The following is a 16,032-nucleotide window of genomic DNA, read 5'->3' as shown; positions in this document are numbered from 1 at the left end:
CCACTCACATCCTGAAGACGCCGTAGGACACCGGTTCCACCGGTGCGTTGCCGACCGCCGAGAGCGCCAGCCCCAGAACGGTTCTGGTGTCCGCGGGATCGATCACGCCGTCATCCCACAACCGAGCCGTCGAATAATAGGGGTTCCCCTGATCCTCGTACTGGGCCCGGATCGGCGCCTTGAAGGCCTCCTCCTCCTCGGGGGTCATGTCGCCGCGGACCGTCGCGAGCACCGACGCGGCCTGTTCGCCGCCCATGACCGAGATCCGCGCATTGGGCCACATCCACAGGAAGCGCGGCGAATACGCCCGCCCGCACATCGAATAGTTTCCCGCGCCGTAGGATCCGCCGATCACGACGGTGAGTTTGGGCACCCGGGCGCAGGCCACGGCAGTGACCATCTTGGCACCGTGCTTGGCGATCCCGCTTGCCTCGTAATCGCGCCCCACCATGAAGCCGGTGATGTTCTGCAGGAACAGCAGCGGGACGGTGCGCTTGTCGCACAGCTCGATGAAATGCGCTCCCTTGAGGGCGGATTCGCCGAACAGGACGCCATTGTTGGCGACGATGCCGACCGGATGGCCGTGGATCCGGGCGAACCCGGTGATCAGGGTGGTGCCGTACTCGGCCTTGAACTCGGAGAATTCGCCCCCGTCGACGATGCGGGTGATGACGTCGTGGACGTCGTAGGGCACCCGGGCGTCAACCGGCACCACGTCATAGAGCTCGCGCTGGTCGGCGACCGGCTCGACCGTCGCGGCCACCTCCCACGGCCGCGGTGTGCGCGGCCCCAGCGTGGCCACGATCCGCCGCACGATGCGCAGGGCGTCCCGGTCGTCGTGGGCCAGGTGATCGGTCACGCCCGAGACCTTCGAGTGCAGGTCCCCGCCGCCGAGGTCCTCGGCCGTGACGATCTCACCCGTGGCGGCCTTCACCAGGGGCGGGCCGCCGAGGAAAATGGTGCCCTGGTTGCGCACGATGACGGCTTCGTCACTCATGGCCGGCACGTAGGCGCCGCCGGCGGTACACGAGCCGAGCACCGCGGCAATCTGCGGAATTCCCTTGGCGCTCATGGTCGCTTGGTTGAAGAAGATGCGGCCGAAGTGTTCGCGGTCGGGGAACACCTCATCCTGCTTGGGCAGGAAAGCGCCGCCCGAGTCCACCAGATAGATGCAGGGCAGCTGGTTCTGCAGCGCGATCTCCTGCGCGCGCAGGTGCTTCTTCACGGTGACCGGGTAGTACGTGCCCCCTTTGACGGTGGCGTCGTTGGCGACGATCATGCATTCGCGCCCGGACACCCGGCCGATGCCGACGATCATTCCCGCGCCGGGACATTCGTCGTCGTACATGCCGTCGGCGGCCAGCGGGGCGACCTCGAGCAGTGGACTGCCCGGGTCGAGCAGTCCGTCCACCCGGTCGCGCGGCAGCAACTTGCCCCGGGCGACGTGGCGCTCACGGGCCCGTTCGGGGCCGCCGAGCGCGGCGACGGCGAGCTTGGCGCGCAGTTGCTCCACCAACGCCAGGTGCGCCTGCCGGTTCGAGGTCATCGGACCGCCCATCAGATCAGTTAATGACGGCTAACTCGTGGTATGTTAATCACCATTAACTCGATTGTCCACACCCGATCGTCGATGTCGGCAGGAGGAGGTCACCCAGTGGTCGCCGCCGAACCCGAACCGACCAGGCGCAGCCTGCTGAAGTCCGACCGCCGATCCCGGCTGCTCGCCGCGGCCGCCCGCCAGTTCGCCGAGCGCGGATTCGCCGCCGTCCGCCTCGAGGACATCGGTGCGGCGGTCGACGTCAGCGGCCCGGCGATCTACCGGCACTTCCCCAACAAGGAGGCGCTGCTCGTCGAACTGCTGGTGGAGATCAGCACGCGACTGCTGGCCGGAGGACGTGACGTCCTCGAGCGGGCGGCCGACCCGGCCTCGGCGCTGCAGGACCTGATCGACTTTCACCTCGACTTCACGCTCAACGAGCCCGAACTGATCCGCATCCAGGACCGTGACCTGACGCAACTGCCCCCCGCTGCCCTGCGGCAGGTGCGCACCAGCCAGCGTCAGTACGTCGAGATCTGGGTGCGGGTGCTACGCGAGATCAACTGCCACCTGGCGGAGTCCGACGCCCGGCTCATGGCGCATGCGGCATTCGGGTTGCTCAACTCGACCCCGTACAGCACGAAGCCGGCCGGTGGAAAGCCGGCCGGCGTGCGCTCACGCGCGGTGCTGCGGTCGATGGCGCTGGCCGCACTGACCGCGCGCGACTAGTACCAGACTTTTCGGCCGCCGACGGGACGGCCGACGGCGCCCAGGATCCACAGCACCGCGCCGATGACCAGCAGGACAACGCCGATGGTCCACAGGATGCTGATGTGCAGGACGTAGCCGAGGATGAGCAGAATAGCTCCCAGGACAATCATGTCGACTCCATTTCCAAGAGTGAGTTACCGCGAATAACCGAGCAGATCCCTAGGGATCACGGACTGGGCTGGGGCAGGTTGCACGCCTCCACTTTCGGATTGACCCCCGCGTAGTTCAACGGCCCGGCCAGGACGGTCAGGGCAATCGAACCCGAAGTGGCACAATTTGTTTCGGTGTTGCTGAAGTAACCGCGTTGATAGGTGGCAAAGACTCCGATCAGGAGCCAGACCACCGCGATGATGCCGATCAGACGCATGGCACCCTCCGTTCTTCCGCACCGCTGGCGGACAGAGATTTACCCCGCGGCAAAATTTCCAAACATCCCGGCCCGGTCAGCGCTGCTCGGAGAATGCGGCCAGCAACCAGTCCCGGATCGCCGCCGCCATCACGGTCCTGTTCTCACGTTTGGCGATGTCGTGTCCGTCGTCGGGAAACAGCAGGTATTCCACCGGACGCTCCCGGCGCTGGAGCGCCCGCAGCATCTGTTCGGATTCGCCGACCGGGACATTGGTGTCATGCCCGCCGTGGATCAACAACAGCGGCGCCCTCACGGCATCCACCCGGGACAGCGGCGAGAGTTCGTCCAGCAGGTCCTGATCGGAGATCGGGTGCCCGTACTTCGGGTAGGCCGCCGCGGCGATCCACGCCTCGGTATTGCGGTAGAACGTGTTCAGGTCGCTCATCCCGCAGATGCTCACCCCGGCGGCGAACAACCGTGGGTGGAACGTCAACGCGGCCAACGTCAGGTAGCCGCCGTAGGACCAGCCGGCACACGCGATCCGCTCCCGCTCGGCGTACCCGTTCTCGATCAGGTGCTGCACACAGTCGGCGACGTCATCGATTGCCGCGAAACGCTTCTCGCGATCATCGGCGTGCATGAACGTGCGCCCGAACCCGCCCGACCCGCGCACGTTGGGTGCCAGGACCGTGATGCCTGCGTCGAGCAGGCGCGGGAACACCTCGCTGTAGCCGGGCCTGGACTGCCCCTCCGGTCCGCCGTGCAGGTAGATCATGGCGCCCACTTCGGCCACCCCGGGTGGCGGCGGATAGCGCCACCCCGAGAACGTCATGCCATCCCGGGCGGTGATGATCTCCAGCACCGGAGATCCGGCGCGCGGACCGCGCATCGGTTCGCGGTCGACCCGCTCCCATTCGCAGGTGCGGGTGTCGACGAGCTCGACGTTGCGGGGTTGCGCCGGGCCCTCCACCGTCAACGCGACCATCGAGCCGCCGGCGCTGATGGAGAGCTCACCGGCGACCAGCCCGGGCAGCGGAATGGGCGGCTGCAGGGTGTTGTCGCCGTACTGCAGGACCTGAAGTTCACTGCAGCCATGGTTGTTCCACAACATCGCGACCGTTGACAGATCGTCGCTGACGACGAACTCGTCGAGTTCGAAGCCGGGACGCTCGGCCACGACGTGGTAGGAAACGCCGTCGGCGGTGACCGTCACCTCGAGCAGCCGGGCGTGGTCGGTACCGTTGTCGCTGCGGATTAGCGCGCGCACGAAGCCCTCGGAACTGCCGGGCCCGTGCATGTACGACGGGTTGTACAGCCTGGTGGCCTCGCCCTCCGTCCCGTGCCGCAGCCGCCGTGGCACGTGGTCGTCGAGGATCACCCCGAAGTCGGTGGTGGAGCCCGGATCGTAAGGGAGCAGCGCGATTTCGGTCCCACCGTGCAGCATGAGCAAGTCCCGGTAGCCCCGCGGCCCGACGCGGATCAGTGCCGATCCCGCCCACGCGTCGACCAGACGTCCGGCCGACCGGCGGTCCAGCACGGTCTGTTCGCCGGTCGCCGGATCGATCAGGCATGAAATCCCGACGCCGTCGTCACCGGTGAGGATGGCGGCCACCAGGGTGCCGTCCCAGGCGATCAGCTCGGCGGTGCTGTGGTCCGCGGAATGCCCGCCGCCGGAATCGATCCGCCGGGCCGCGCGGTCGTCGGGGTCCGTGGTGACCACCCACAGCTGGGTGCGTGAGCCACCATCGGGTGCGACCTCGCAGGCCAGCCAGTGGCCGTCGGCCGAATGCAGCACCTTGGTCACCGGCCCCACGACCGGCAGATCGACGTCCCGCCATGAGCTGGCCCGCCAGCCGCGCAGGAAGCGTTGTACCGCACGGGGATAGCCGCCGTCGTCGACGAGGTGGGCGACGGCGGTGGCATCCGGGGCCAGCGACGCCCCGTAGATCGCCCTGACCTGCGGTGCGCGCGGCGGCGCCGCTGCGTCCATGGTGGGAACCTCCTCGGTCACGACCGTAACGACAAGACGCGACGGCCGCTTCCAGGAACCCCTGACCTGCGGGTTCGCCGACCGGCCTCCAGTTCGAGCGGATCCGCAGGTAGCGTGCAGGGCATGAGGTGGGCATGAGCGATCCACGGAGCAGCTTTGGCCCCGGGGGCCCCGACCCCAACCAGCCGCAATGGTCACAACCGACCGAGCAGATGGGTGTCCCCTACCCACCCGTCGACCCGGCCTACGGCGGCCAGTACACCTACCCCAGCTATCCGCCGCCCGCGTCCGGCCCGACGGGAACCTTCCCGCCCGACCCAACGGGAACCTTCCCGCCCGACCCAACCCAGGTCCTGCCGCCCTACTGGACCCAGACGCAGTACCAACCGCCGCCTCCGCCGCCCACCGATGAGCCGCCCGAGCCGCCGAGGTCGCCCCGTTGGCTGTGGCTGGTCGCCGGCGGCGCCGTCGCGCTCGTCATCGGCCTGGTGATCGCGCTGGTGGTCGCCTACAGCTCCACCCGCGACGACACGGCCATCGCGCCGTTGCCTCCGATGCCCGAGCCCAGCACCACCGTTCCGCAGACCACGACAACCCGGACCACGACGCCGCGACCCACCACGACGCCGCCGACCACCGAACCATCGGCCACCGAACCCACAACGGCGCCCGGCGTACCGGGAACAACCACCACCGACGAAGCCGCCACCGAGTCCGTCGTCTACAACGTCACCGGTGAGGGCCGGGCCATCAGCATCACCTACGTCGACACCGGCGGGATCCTGCAGATGGAATTCAACGTGGCCCTGCCGTGGACCCGCGAAGTGTCGCTGACGCCGTCCTCCGTCAAGGCCGCAAGCGTCACCGTCATCAACGTGGGGCGTGAAATCAGTTGCAGCATAACGCTGAACGGTGCCCAGACCCAGCAGCGCTCGGGTAGCGGACTGACCATCTGCTCATCGATCGGCGGGTAGCCGAGCGGGCGAACGTACCCACAGCACCGCGATCAGTCCGGTGCCCAGCACCACCAGCAGCCCCGCCAGGCCCGCCCGGTCGGTACCGAAGGCGTCGACGAAGGTGAAGAACATCCAGGGCGCCAGGAATGTGGCCGCCCGCCCGGTCATCGTGTACAGACCGAACGCCACCCCCTCGCGGCCGTGGGCGCACATTCGCAGCAGCATCGTGCGGGCTGCCGAATGGGTGGGGCCGACGAACAGGCACAGCAACAGCCCGCACACCCAGAACGCGATCGAACCCGACAGTGTCAGCAGAATCAGACCGATGACCATCATCGAGATCAGCGACGTCACGATGACCGGCTTGGAGCCGACGCGGTCGTCGACGTGGCCGCCCACCACCGCACCGGCGGCCGCCACCACGCACGCCGCGACGCCGAAGAGCAGCACATCGGCTTGCGACAGTCCGTACACACTCACGCCCAGGACCGCCCCGAAGGCGAAGACGCCGGTGAGGCCGTCGCGGAAGATGGCGCTGGACATCAGGTAGTAGACGAGGTTGCGGTCACGCCGCCACTCGGCGATCAGGTCGGCCCACACCTTCCGATAGGCGCCCATCAGCCCGATTCGTTCGGCCGGAACGGCATCCGGAGTGCCGATGCGGTGCGCGGTGAACATCAGCGGCGTCGCGAATATCAGCAGCCACGCGGCCGTCAGGAGCATCGCGGCCCGGACGTTCTGGCCGTCGTCAGCCGCGATTCCCAGGAGCCCGCGGTGCGGACCGGAGCCGACGACGAATCCGAAGTACACCACCAGCAACAGCAGAACGCTGCCGAAATAGCCTGCCGCTGCACCGAATCCGGATATCCGGCCGGATGTCAGCGGCGTCGAGAGCTGGCGCAGCATCGCGTTGTAGGGCACGGTCGCCAGATCGAGGCAGGCAGCCGTGGCCGCCAGCAGCGCCAGCCCGGCGAACAGATACGACGGGTGCGGCCGGATCAGGCTCATCGCGGCGGTGAGCGTGGCGGCCGAGAGGGTCAGCAGGGTCAGGGCGGTGCGGCGCCGCGATGCGGCCTGCACCAGGACGCCGGTAACGGGTGCCAGCACGGCGACGACGAACCCGGCCAACGCCAGCGCCCGGCCCAGCCAACTGGCCGGCGACGGCTGGCCGGGCACGTGTACGCCGACCGACCCGGTGAGGTAGACCGAGAACACGAATGTCGTGACGATGGCCGACATGCCGGTGGCGCCGCAGTCCCATGACGCCCACGCCGCGATCCGGGACCTGGTGGGACTGCTCATGCCGGTTGTCTACCATGACCGCATGCCCGTACCCTCACCCAGCCCGGACGCGCGCGCGGTCGTCACCGGGGCCTCGCAAGGTATCGGCGAAGCGCTCGCCAACGAGCTCGCTGCCCGCGGACATCATCTGATCATCACCGCGCGCCGCGGCGACGTGCTGCAGACGGTGGCCGATCGCATCACCGCGCGTTACGGCGTCACCGTCGAGATCCGTCCCGTCGACCTGACCGACCCCAACGCCCGGCGCGACCTCGGCAACGAACTGGCCGAACGCAATATCTCGATCCTGTGCAACAACGCCGGCACCGCCACCTTCGGCCCCGTGGCCGCCCTGGACCCCGAGGGCGAACGAGATCAGGTGGCGCTCAACGTCAATGCCGTGCACGACCTGACCCTGGCGGTGCTGCCGGGGATGATCGGCCGGGCCGGCGGTGGCATCCTGATCTCGGGATCGGCGGCCGGAAACTCACCGATCCCGAACAACGCCACCTACGCCGCCAGCAAGGCGTTCGCCAACACCTTCAGCGAATCGCTGCGCGGAGAGGTGAAGAAGGACGGCGTGCACGTGACGTTGCTCGCGCCGGGTCCGGTCCGCACCGAACTGCCCGACGCCTCGGAGCGTTCGCTGGTCGAGAAGCTCATCCCGGAGTTCCTCTGGATCGACACCGAGTACACCGCCCGGGTGTCGCTGGATGCCCTGGAGCACAACAGGATGCGGGTGGTACCCGGCCTGACGTCCAAGGCCATGTCGGTCGCCAGCGGCTACGCGCCGCGCGCGGTGGTGGCACCCATCGTCGGCGCGGTCTACAAGAAGCTCGGCGGAGACTGAGGGCTCAGCGCCGCCGGCCGGTGCCGAAGATGCTGCGGGTGATCTCCCGGCCCAACACCGTGCCCGCCGAGCGCATCGCGCTCTTGAAAGCCGGGCTGTCCACCATCTTGTCGAAGAAGCCGGGTTGCGGCGGAGCGGCCGGTGGCGGCATCGGCGGAACGTCGACCGGCGCCGGCGCCGGCGGCAGATCGGGCGCGGGCGCAGGCGCGGCCGCGGGCGGCGGGGCTAGTTTGGCGGCCAGCATCTCGTAGGCCGATTCGCGGTCGATCGTCTGGCCGTAGATCGCTTGCAGCGGACTGGCTTTCGCCGCGGCCGCGATGGCGTCCGGTCCGATGGTGTCCATCAGTGACCGCGGTGCACGCAGCCGGGTCCAGGCCACCGGCGTCGGCGCGCCGCGCTCGGAGAGCACCGTCACGATCGCCTCACCGATGCCCAGCGAGGTCAACGCCGACTCCAGGTCGTACACATCGGTCTTCGGGTAGGTCCGCACCGTCCTCGACAGGGCCTTCTGGTCGTCGGGGGTGAACGCCCGCAGTGCGTGCTGGATGCGGGCACCGAGCTGGGAGAGCACCTCGTTGGGCACGTCGGTGGGCAACTGGGTGCAGAAGAAGACGCCGACGCCCTTGGAGCGGATCAGCTTGACGGTCTGCTCCACCTGCTCCAGGAACGCCTTGGATGCGTCGGTGAACAGTAGGTGGGCCTCGTCGAAGAAGAACACCAATTTGGGCTTGTCGAGGTCGCCGACCTCGGGCAGGAACGTGAACAGATCGGCCAGCACCCACATCAGGAATGTCGAGAACATCACCGGACGGGAGGCCTGATCCCCGATCTCGAGCAGGGTGATCACCCCTCGGCCACCGGCGACTCGCATGATGTCCTCGGGCCGCAGCTCGGGTTCGCCGAAGAACGTGTCGCCGCCGTCGGCCTCGAGGTTGACCAGCGCGCGCAGGATCACCCCGGCCGTCGTCGCCGACACCGCACCGAGGTTCTTCAGTTCCGGCTTGCCCTCGTCACTGGTGAGGAACTGGATGACCGAACGCAGATCCTTCAGATCCAGCAGCGCCAGACCCTTCTGGTCGGCCCAATGGAAAATCAGGCCGAGCGTCGATTCCTGGGTCTGGTTGAGCCCCAGCACTTTTGACAGCAGGATCGGGCCGAAGCTGCTGATCGTCGCGCGCACCGGCACGCCGCGCCCGGTGGTGCCCAGCGACAGGAACTCGACCGGGAACGCCGACGGCGCCCACGAATCACCGGTGTCGGCAGCGCGCTGGGTCACCTTGTCGTTGGACTCCCCCGGCCGGGACAGCCCCGACAGGTCGCCCTTGACGTCGGCCATCAGCACCGGCACGCCGGCCGCGGAGAGCTGCTCGGCCATCACCTGGAGTGTCTTGGTCTTGCCCGTGCCGGTGGCGCCGGCCACCAGGCCGTGCCTGTTCACCGTCGCCAGCGGGATGCGGATCTGGGCGCTCGGGTCGACGGTGCCGTCGACGACCACACTGCCGAGGTCCAATGCCTGACCTTCCACCGCGTACCCGGCGGCAATGGTCTGGGCAGCGCTGGCGGAAGGAGTCCCGGCCGATTCTGTGCTCACGGTGCCTGACCTTACTTGCCCGCCCTGGGGGTGCGACGGACCATCCTGCAGGCCAGGGCACTAACGTGGGCATACTGTGAGCGCTGTGCGGGACGAACTGGTGTGGATCGACTGCGAGATGACCGGGCTGGACCTCGCCTCGGACAAGTTGATCGAGATCGCGGTGCTGGTCACCGACGCCGAGCTCAACATTCTCGGCGAGGGCGTCGACGTCGTCATCCACGCCGACGACGCCGCGCTCGGCGGCATGATCGACGTGGTCACCCGCATGCACACCCGCTCCGGGCTGATCGACGAGGTCAAGGCCTCCACCATCGACGTCCCGACCGCCGAGGCCATGGTCCTCGACTACATCCGCACCCACGTCAAACAGCCCAAGACCGCACCGCTGGCCGGCAATTCCATCGCCACCGACCGCGGCTTCATCGCGCGCGACATGCCCGCACTCGACGACTTCCTGCACTACCGGATGATCGACGTCAGCTCCATCAAGGAGCTGTGCCGGCGGTGGTATCCGCGGATCTACTTCGGTCAGCCCGAGAAGGGCCTGGCGCACCGCGCCCTGGCCGACATCCACGAATCGATCCGCGAGCTGCAGTACTACCGGCGTACCGCCTTCGTGCCGCAGCCCGGGCCGTCGTCGGCCGATATCGCCGCGGTCGCCGCGGAGCTGGGGCCGCCCGGACCAAACGATTCGGCCGCGGAGCCATCGACCGGTTAAGATCGTCAACGCCGCTCATCGGGTGGCAATGGTGGCTGTAGTTCAGTTGGTAGAGCACCAGGTTGTGATCCTGGCTGTCGCGGGTTCGAGTCCCGTCAGCCACCCAGCAGGTCAGGGGCCCTTTCGAGGGCCCCTGACTTTTTTCTTCTCCGTCACTCGTCGTCGTCGACGTAGTCGCGGATGTACGCCGCGAGCCCCGGAGCGGTGAACCGCATCTTGCCGTGTGACGTCGCTTCGATCAGTCCCTTGTCCATGAGGGACTGCCGCGCCATGCTGATGGCCGTCGACGTGACGCCCATCGCCTCGGCAACCTCCTTGCGTTTGACATCCCCGTCGCTCAGGGACGCCATGGCGATGATCAATTTCTGTTCGGCGGTGGTCGCCTGCGCCCAGCGCGAGCGAAACAGGGTGTTCCGCGCGACCTCGAATTCGGCCAGTGCGGCGTCGTAGTGTTGCATCGCCAGCACCCCGCCGGGGCCCGGGTATCCAGCGGCTTCCCACATCTTGTCGCCGAACTCCTGGATGAAGTACGGATACCCCTGGGTGTCACGGAGCACCGATTCGAGCGCACTCGGCTGCCATCCCACACCGGCGTCCTGCGCGGGGGCCGTCAGCGCCATCGCCGCGTCGTCGCTGGACAAGTTGTTGAGGTGTCGGTATTCGAACCTCTCACCGAAGCTGACCGCGGTTGCCACCGTGTCCTGGGTGTGGCTCAGGCCGGCGGCGAACACGGCGGCGGGAAGTTCGGGCGCTTCGGCTTGCATGTGCTGCCAGGCATACGCGAGGGCACGGATCCCCACGGGGTCAGCGGCTTGGAGTTCGTCGACGAAAATGACGAGGCCCGCGCTGCCTGCCTCGACAACCCCTTCCGCCGCCGCGGTGATGGCCTGCTGGAGGGCACGGGCGGCGCCGACGAACTCGGGACTGTCCTTGTGCTCGTCCTTGTCCTTGCCCGCCGCGAGTTGGAGCGAGGCCACCCCGAAATTGAGCCGGACGGTCTTCAACGTCTCGGTGAGGGCGGCTGTCGCGGTGGCCGTCCACTTCGCGGTGATCAGCTTGTGGAATTCGTTGGCGAGGTCGACCGACAACGAGACCGAATCCCCGCCCGTCGCCCATACCGTGGTGAAGGTCCGATTCTGGGCGTCGCGCTGCGCGGCGCGCAGGAGGCTGGTCTTACCCACGCCGCGTGGCCCGACGAACACATGAACGCGACCATCGAGCTGTCGGTAAATGCTGAGATTGGTCAGATGTACATTGACGCGCTCCAGGTGAACGTCGCGGCCCGGCAGTCTGTGCGCAATGGAACCGGGCGTATACGGACTGCGCTGCTGAGCGTTGGCCAACTTTATGCTTCCTTATAGATCACCGACTTTTTCGGCGGATTTATAAAGAAGTATAAAGGGCGGAGAGGGAAACCCGCTGCCTGCCCTCACGCCGTCGCGTTACCGGCCTCCCACTGCTCCCAGGGGATGTTCCAGTCGCCCAGGCCGTCGACACCCGGCAACGTCGCGCCCACCGTGTTCTGCACCTCGACGATGTCGCCGCGTTTGGTGTTGTTGTAGAACCACTGCGCGTTGGCCGTGCTGACGTTGAGGCAACCATGGCTGACGTTGTCGTAGCCCTGGCTGCCCACCGACCACGGTGCGGCGTGGACGTAGATACCGCTGTAGGACATCTGGGTGGCGAAGTCGACCTCGGTGCGGTACCCGTTCGGCGAGTTCACCGGCACCCCGTAGGTCGACGAATCCATCACCAGGTGTGAGTACCGATCGCCGATGATGTATGTGCCGTTGTAGGTGGGCGTCCTGTCCTTGCCCATCGAGATGGGCATCGTCCGGACCACAGCACCGTTGACCCGAACGGTCAGCGTCTTGGTGTCGTCGTCGGCCGTCGCGATCACCGCGTCGCCGATGGTGAAGCGTGATCGGGCGTTGTCCTGGCCGAACAACCCGCCGCCCAGGTCCACGCCGTAGGTGTTCACCTCGACGGTCACCGTCGTGCCTGGTGCCCAGTAATCCTTTGGGCGCCAACGCACTTCGCGATCACTCAGCCAGTAGAACGCGCCCTCAACGGCCGGTTCGGTGGTGACGGTGACGGCCTTCTCCGCTGCTCGGCGATCGCCGATGTTCTCGTCGAACCGGACCGCGATGGGCTGTCCGATGCCCACCGTCTGCCCGTCGCCGGGCAGCAGATAGGGCATGGTCAGGTTGGCCGGCGAATGCGTCTCGAAGGCGAACCTGCGCGTGGTCTGCCCACCGAGGCCCATCGACTGTGCGTCGACGGTGTAGTGCTTGTTGTAGCCGAGCGGCTCGTTGGTGGTCCAGGTCAGCCCGTCCGGACTCAGCCGGCCCGCAACAGCCGTCCCGTTCTGGCTCGTCATGGTCACCGCACCCAGGACGCCGCCCTCGGCGGTGACGGTGATGGGCCGGTCGACAGGGACGCCGACGGCGCCGTCCGTGACCGACGAGGTGAGTTTGGGCAGCAGCAGATCGCGGTAGGGCGTGCCCTTCTCGGCGATGCGTTGCATGTCGGGCCGCGTCGGCCCGGTTGTGCAGCCGGTCAGGCCGGCCAGCAGGGCCATGATCAGGACCACCGCCACCTTTCGGCGCAACCCGACCGTCGAACCGACGCGCATCACCTGCACCGCCCTTCCTGTCCGATGGCTTGTGACTTCCTGTGAATCCACTCCAGTCTATGGGCCGATTTTCGGGACCGCTGCCGCCGATTCCCCGCACCCCGTCGGCGACGTGCGGATTTCACTCACCGGCCGCGAGCCTGTTAAAGTCGCCTTCGCAGTTCACCCGCGCCGTTAGCTCAGTTGGTAGAGCAGCTGACTCTTAATCAGCGGGTCCGGGGTTCGAAACCCTGACGGCGCACCACCACAAAAACCCTGCTCAGGCGGGGTTTTTGTCATTTCGGAGCCAACGCTGCGCCGTGTCCTCGGGTTTGGCGCACGACCGTGCCGGGTATCGGTTCCAAGTATGTTTCGCTGGACCGATCGTGGAGCCGGGAGGCCGAGCCGAACCACCTGCGTAAAATTGTTAACGGTACAGTGGTTGCGATGACCGAAGTTAGCGGGATATGCTGGGGAAACTTGATCTACTGAGATTGCTACTGATTAGCTGAAAAGATCACAGCCAGGAAATTGATCGGAACGGACGGGGAAGCGAGGAGTTTGCCAATGCCGATGTTCGATGGACGCCATGACGACCGTCGTTTCCAGGATCGCTCCACCGGGTCCGCCGACGACACCGACGGCCGCGCCGCCCGCGGCGGCATGGTCGCCGTTTACGGGTGCAGCCGCATCGGGATGCAGGCCAACCCGCCGCGTTCCGCCCTCAGCGGCTGGCTGCGGCGGCGCTAGTAGCGCCGCTGCCGCACCCGTCGGATCACCACCAGCACCACCAGGACAACCACGCCGATGAGCGGGTACTTGACCTTGGGCTGATCGACGAAAGCCAACGCCTTCGACTTGGCGTCATCGGCGATCCGCTGCGGGTTGGCCCGCTCGGCCAGTGAATCGACCGTTGCCGCCAACCGCTCACGGGCTTCGTCGATCTCAGCCTTGATGACCTCGGGGTCCCGATCCGCCACGGTATCGCCTCCATGTGCTGCGCATGCTCGGCCTACTACCCTAGTTCAGTCGATGCGCCACCCGGCGCACCGGTGCGACCACAGGACGACAGGAAGAAGTAAATTGACCGCCACAGCGCGCCTGGCCGTCGGAGCCAAGGCCCCCGCGTTCAGCCTTCCCGATGCCGACGGCCAGACCGTCAAGCTGTCCGACTTCGCGGGCCGGAAGGTGATCGTGTACTTCTACCCCGCAGCGTCGACCCCGGGCTGCACCAAGCAGGCCTGCGACTTCCGCGACAGTCTCACCGAGCTCAACGAGGCGGGCGTCGACGTCATCGGCATCTCCCCCGACAAGCCGGAGAAGCTCGCCAAGTTCCGCGACAACGAGGGACTGACCTTCCCCCTGCTGTCCGATCCGGACAAGAAGGTGCTCGCCGCGTGGGGCGCGTTCGGCGAGAAGACGATGTACGGCAAGACGGTTCAGGGCGTCATCCGTTCGACGTTCCTGGTCGACGAAGCCGGCAAGATCGCCGTCGCACAGTACAACGTCAAGGCCACCGGGCACGTCGCCAAGCTCCGCCGCGACCTATCCGTCTAGGAGTTCGGGACCAGGCCCGCCAGTAGCAGCGCCTCCGCGACCGCGGCCTTCTCCAGCACGTCCAGATTCAGGCTCTCGTTGATGCTGTGCGCCTGCGTGTCGGGATCCCCCAGACCGGTGACCAGGATCGTCGCCGCCGGGAAGGCCCGGGCGAACTCGGCGATGAACGGGATCGACCCACCCATGCCCATGTCGACCGGCTCGCGGCCCCACGCCGTGCGGAAGGCGGCCCGAGCGGCGTCATAGACCGGACCGGTGGCGTGGATCGCGTAGGGCTGGCCGACGTCGCCCGGCGTGACGGTGACCTGTGCACCCCACGGGGCGTGGTTCTCCAGATGGGCGCGCAGCGCGTCGAGGTGGGCCGCCGCGTCGCCGCCGGGAGCCACCCTGAGGCTGACCTTGGCGCGGGCCCGCGGGATGAGCGTGTTGGACGAAGCGGCGATCGGGGTCGTGTCGATGCCGATGACGGTCACCGCCGGCTTGGCCCAAAGTCGTTGCACCACAGAGCCATCACCGATTTCTCGTACTCCGTCGAGCAGACCCGACTCGGTGCGCACCCGATCAGCCGGATACTCCACATCGGCGGCCGTACCCTCGTGCAGTCCGGCGACCGCCACATTGCCGTCGTCGTCGTGCAAGGTTGCCAGAAGACGGATCAGCGCCGAGAGCGCGTCGGGCACCACCCCTCCCCACAGTCCCGAATGCAAGCCGTGATCCAGGGTGGCCACCTCGACCACGCAGTCCGCCAGCCCGCGCAGCGACACTGTCAGGCCGGGCACCTCGGCGCTCCAGTTGTCGGAGTCGGCGATGACGATGACGTCGGCGGCCAGTTCGTCCTTGTGGGCGGCCAGCAGCCGGCTCAACGACGGCGAACCCGACTCCTCCTCGCCCTCGACGAACACCGTCACCCCGACCGGCAGCTCGTCGCCGAAGGCCCGGATGGCCGCCAGGTGTGTGGCGATACCGGCCTTGTCGTCGGTGGCACCGCGACCGTAGAGCCGGCCGTCACGCTCGGTGGGTTCGAACGGCGGCGAATTCCACTGGCTGTGATCACCTTCGGGCTGCACGTCGTGGTGGGCGTAGAGCAGAACCGTCGGCGCCCCCGGCGGGGCGGGGCGGCGGGCGATGACGGCCGGCGCACCCCCTTCGCTGACGATGCGCACGTGGGCGAAACCCGCGCCGGTCAACAGATCGGCGACGGCCCGGGCGCTTCGATCCACCTCGTCCCGGCGGGGCGGATCGGCCCAGACCGACGGGATGCGCACCAGATCCTCGAGGTCGGCGCGGACCGACGGCAGCACGGCACGGACCTTCTCGATCAGCTCAGTCATGCCGTCCATCTTGCGTGAGCGTCCGGGTTTGTACGCATCCAACGGCGTGTCACCGTACAAACACGGCCGCTCGCGGGAAGGAAACTCAGGTCTCGAGGATCGCGACGGCGGCCGCGGTGTCACCCTCATGGGTCAGCGACACGTGGATGGTGACCTCGGCCAGGTGTGTAGCGATATCACCGGTCAACCGGACCTTCGGCCGGCCCCACATATCGGTGACCACCTCGATATCACGGTGGATCCCCTCGGGCAGCACCGGCTTCTGCGCGAACCGCGAACCCGACCACGCCTTGATCACGGCCTCCTTGGCCGCCCATCGCGCGGCGAGGTGACGCGCCGCCACCGAACTCTTGTCGGCGGCGTCGCGCCGCTCACCCGGGGTGAACGTCTCGGCGAACACCGTGCCCGGCTGATCGACCTGGGCCGCGAAGTCGGGGATCGACACCACGTCGATCCCGACCCCGACTATCGCCATAGCGCGAAC

Annotated in this window: 17 protein-coding genes and 2 tRNA genes; 8 read left to right on the top strand and 11 right to left on the bottom strand. The window is 67.5% G+C overall.

Annotation, left to right across the window (positions count from 1 at the left end):
* Nucleotides 1-4: 4 nt before the first annotated feature.
* Nucleotides 5-1,558, bottom strand: coding sequence for a carboxyl transferase domain-containing protein (locus tag U0R18_RS11045; protein WP_526368195.1), 1,554 nt, complete (start codon nucleotides 1,556-1,558; stop codon nucleotides 5-7).
* Nucleotides 1,559-1,630: 72 nt separating this feature from the next.
* Here U0R18_RS11045 and U0R18_RS11040 point away from each other — a divergent pair, with 72 nt between their 5' ends.
* Nucleotides 1,631-2,266 (top strand): SACE_7040 family transcriptional regulator, encoded by a 636-nt coding sequence (locus U0R18_RS11040; protein WP_526368312.1) that lies wholly within the window; start codon nucleotides 1,631-1,633, stop codon nucleotides 2,264-2,266.
* Here U0R18_RS11040 and U0R18_RS11035 read toward each other — a convergent pair.
* From U0R18_RS11035 to U0R18_RS11025, 3 genes are all read right to left on the bottom strand, one after another.
* Nucleotides 2,263-2,418 (bottom strand): hypothetical protein, encoded by a 156-nt coding sequence (locus U0R18_RS11035; RefSeq protein ID WP_526368194.1) that lies wholly within the window; start codon nucleotides 2,416-2,418, stop codon nucleotides 2,263-2,265. The two genes, U0R18_RS11040 and U0R18_RS11035, sit on opposite strands and share 4 nt — an antisense overlap.
* Before the next feature lie 56 nt (nucleotides 2,419-2,474).
* Complete coding sequence (locus U0R18_RS11030; RefSeq protein WP_526368193.1) at nucleotides 2,475-2,675, bottom strand: hypothetical protein; 201 nt, start codon at nucleotides 2,673-2,675, stop codon at nucleotides 2,475-2,477.
* 76 nt (nucleotides 2,676-2,751) lie between these two features.
* On the bottom strand, nucleotides 2,752-4,647 hold the full coding sequence (locus U0R18_RS11025) for an alpha/beta hydrolase family protein (protein ID WP_526368311.1): 1,896 nt from the start codon (nucleotides 4,645-4,647) through the stop codon (nucleotides 2,752-2,754).
* A gap of 134 nt (nucleotides 4,648-4,781) precedes the next feature.
* Here U0R18_RS11025 and U0R18_RS11020 point away from each other — a divergent pair, with 134 nt between their 5' ends.
* Nucleotides 4,782-5,621 (top strand): MmpS family transport accessory protein, encoded by an 840-nt coding sequence (locus tag U0R18_RS11020; protein WP_526368192.1) that lies wholly within the window; start codon nucleotides 4,782-4,784, stop codon nucleotides 5,619-5,621.
* Here the strand turns inward: U0R18_RS11020 and U0R18_RS11015 are convergent.
* A complete protein-coding gene (locus U0R18_RS11015; RefSeq protein WP_526368191.1) occupies nucleotides 5,604-6,905 on the bottom strand; it encodes an MFS transporter in 1,302 nt (433 codons plus the stop codon). The two genes, U0R18_RS11020 and U0R18_RS11015, sit on opposite strands and share 18 nt — an antisense overlap.
* Nucleotides 6,906-6,927: 22 nt before the next feature.
* Here U0R18_RS11015 and cmrA point away from each other — a divergent pair, with 22 nt between their 5' ends.
* Nucleotides 6,928-7,734: a mycolate reductase gene (gene cmrA / locus U0R18_RS11010; protein WP_526368190.1), complete on the top strand. Its 807-nt coding sequence runs from the start codon at nucleotides 6,928-6,930 to the stop codon at nucleotides 7,732-7,734.
* Between the two features lie 4 nt (nucleotides 7,735-7,738).
* On the opposite strand, the gene U0R18_RS11005 is transcribed toward cmrA, so the two are convergent.
* Nucleotides 7,739-9,325, bottom strand: a complete 1,587-nt coding sequence (locus tag U0R18_RS11005) for a helicase HerA-like domain-containing protein (protein WP_526368189.1) — start codon at nucleotides 9,323-9,325, stop codon at nucleotides 7,739-7,741.
* Nucleotides 9,326-9,410: 85 nt separating this feature from the next.
* On the opposite strand from U0R18_RS11005, the gene orn reads away from it, so the two are divergent.
* Together orn and U0R18_RS10995 are read left to right on the top strand one after the other, a co-directional pair.
* On the top strand, nucleotides 9,411-10,046 hold the full coding sequence (gene orn / locus U0R18_RS11000) for an oligoribonuclease (protein WP_526368310.1): 636 nt from the start codon (nucleotides 9,411-9,413) through the stop codon (nucleotides 10,044-10,046).
* A gap of 31 nt (nucleotides 10,047-10,077) precedes the next feature.
* A tRNA-His gene (locus U0R18_RS10995) sits at nucleotides 10,078-10,150 on the top strand.
* Between the two features lie 48 nt (nucleotides 10,151-10,198).
* On the opposite strand, the gene U0R18_RS10990 is transcribed toward U0R18_RS10995, so the two are convergent.
* Complete coding sequence (locus U0R18_RS10990) at nucleotides 10,199-11,389, bottom strand: DUF8462 domain-containing protein (RefSeq protein ID WP_526368188.1); 1,191 nt, start codon at nucleotides 11,387-11,389, stop codon at nucleotides 10,199-10,201.
* An 86-nt stretch (nucleotides 11,390-11,475) separates the two neighbouring features.
* Nucleotides 11,476-12,681 (bottom strand): Ig-like domain-containing protein, encoded by a 1,206-nt coding sequence (locus U0R18_RS10985; protein WP_526368309.1) that lies wholly within the window; start codon nucleotides 12,679-12,681, stop codon nucleotides 11,476-11,478.
* 168 nt (nucleotides 12,682-12,849) lie between these two features.
* Between U0R18_RS10985 and U0R18_RS10980 the strand changes: the two genes are divergently transcribed.
* Together U0R18_RS10980 and U0R18_RS10975 are read left to right on the top strand one after the other, a co-directional pair.
* Nucleotides 12,850-12,925, top strand: a tRNA-Lys gene (locus U0R18_RS10980).
* 302 nt (nucleotides 12,926-13,227) lie between these two features.
* Nucleotides 13,228-13,410 carry a hypothetical protein gene (locus U0R18_RS10975; protein WP_526368187.1) on the top strand — a complete coding sequence of 61 codons (183 nt, stop codon included), beginning with the start codon at nucleotides 13,228-13,230 and terminating at the stop codon, nucleotides 13,408-13,410.
* Here U0R18_RS10975 and U0R18_RS10970 read toward each other — a convergent pair.
* Entirely contained in the window at nucleotides 13,407-13,640 is a 234-nt protein-coding gene (locus U0R18_RS10970; protein ID WP_526368186.1) for a DUF3618 domain-containing protein, read from the bottom strand. The two genes, U0R18_RS10975 and U0R18_RS10970, sit on opposite strands and share 4 nt — an antisense overlap.
* Before the next feature lie 103 nt (nucleotides 13,641-13,743).
* Here U0R18_RS10970 and bcp point away from each other — a divergent pair, with 103 nt between their 5' ends.
* Nucleotides 13,744-14,217 carry a thioredoxin-dependent thiol peroxidase gene (bcp, locus tag U0R18_RS10965; RefSeq protein WP_526368185.1) on the top strand — a complete coding sequence of 158 codons (474 nt, stop codon included), beginning with the start codon at nucleotides 13,744-13,746 and terminating at the stop codon, nucleotides 14,215-14,217.
* On the opposite strand, the gene U0R18_RS10960 is transcribed toward bcp, so the two are convergent.
* On the bottom strand, nucleotides 14,214-15,548 hold the full coding sequence (locus tag U0R18_RS10960; protein WP_526368184.1) for a dipeptidase: 1,335 nt from the start codon (nucleotides 15,546-15,548) through the stop codon (nucleotides 14,214-14,216). The genes bcp and U0R18_RS10960 overlap by 4 nt on opposite strands.
* A gap of 85 nt (nucleotides 15,549-15,633) precedes the next feature.
* Nucleotides 15,634-16,023, bottom strand: coding sequence for a holo-ACP synthase AcpS (gene acpS, locus U0R18_RS10955; protein WP_526368183.1), 390 nt, complete (start codon nucleotides 16,021-16,023; stop codon nucleotides 15,634-15,636).
* Between the last annotated feature and the right edge of the window lie 9 nt (nucleotides 16,024-16,032).

Source organism: Mycobacterium sp. (assembly GCF_046330795.1).
In the GTDB taxonomy this organism is placed as follows: domain Bacteria; phylum Actinomycetota; class Actinomycetes; order Mycobacteriales; family Mycobacteriaceae; genus Mycobacterium.
The sequence above is the reverse complement of the archived record's forward strand: the minus strand, read 5'-3'. Positions and strand labels throughout refer to the sequence as shown.

What these genes read in the sequence shown, in the direction of transcription:
- U0R18_RS11045 (WP_526368195.1), bottom strand. Translation starts at nt 1,558, where the DNA reads ATGGGCGGTCCGATGACCTCGAACCGGCAGGCGCACCTGGCGTTGGTG.
- U0R18_RS11040 (WP_526368312.1), top strand. Translation starts at nt 1,631, where the DNA reads ATGTCGGCAGGAGGAGGTCACCCAGTGGTCGCCGCCGAACCCGAACCG.
- U0R18_RS11035 (WP_526368194.1), bottom strand. Translation starts at nt 2,418, where the DNA reads ATGATTGTCCTGGGAGCTATTCTGCTCATCCTCGGCTACGTCCTGCAC.
- U0R18_RS11030 (WP_526368193.1), bottom strand. Translation starts at nt 2,675, where the DNA reads ATGCGTCTGATCGGCATCATCGCGGTGGTCTGGCTCCTGATCGGAGTC.
- U0R18_RS11025 (WP_526368311.1), bottom strand. Translation starts at nt 4,647, where the DNA reads ATGGACGCAGCGGCGCCGCCGCGCGCACCGCAGGTCAGGGCGATCTAC.
- U0R18_RS11020 (WP_526368192.1), top strand. Translation starts at nt 4,782, where the DNA reads ATGAGCGATCCACGGAGCAGCTTTGGCCCCGGGGGCCCCGACCCCAAC.
- U0R18_RS11015 (WP_526368191.1), bottom strand. Translation starts at nt 6,905, where the DNA reads ATGAGCAGTCCCACCAGGTCCCGGATCGCGGCGTGGGCGTCATGGGAC.
- cmrA (WP_526368190.1), top strand. Translation starts at nt 6,928, where the DNA reads ATGCCCGTACCCTCACCCAGCCCGGACGCGCGCGCGGTCGTCACCGGG.
- U0R18_RS10985 (WP_526368309.1), bottom strand. Translation starts at nt 12,681, where the DNA reads ATGCGCGTCGGTTCGACGGTCGGGTTGCGCCGAAAGGTGGCGGTGGTC.
- U0R18_RS10975 (WP_526368187.1), top strand. Translation starts at nt 13,228, where the DNA reads ATGCCGATGTTCGATGGACGCCATGACGACCGTCGTTTCCAGGATCGC.
- U0R18_RS10960 (WP_526368184.1), bottom strand. Translation starts at nt 15,548, where the DNA reads ATGACTGAGCTGATCGAGAAGGTCCGTGCCGTGCTGCCGTCGGTCCGC.
- acpS (WP_526368183.1), bottom strand. Translation starts at nt 16,023, where the DNA reads ATGGCGATAGTCGGGGTCGGGATCGACGTGGTGTCGATCCCCGACTTC.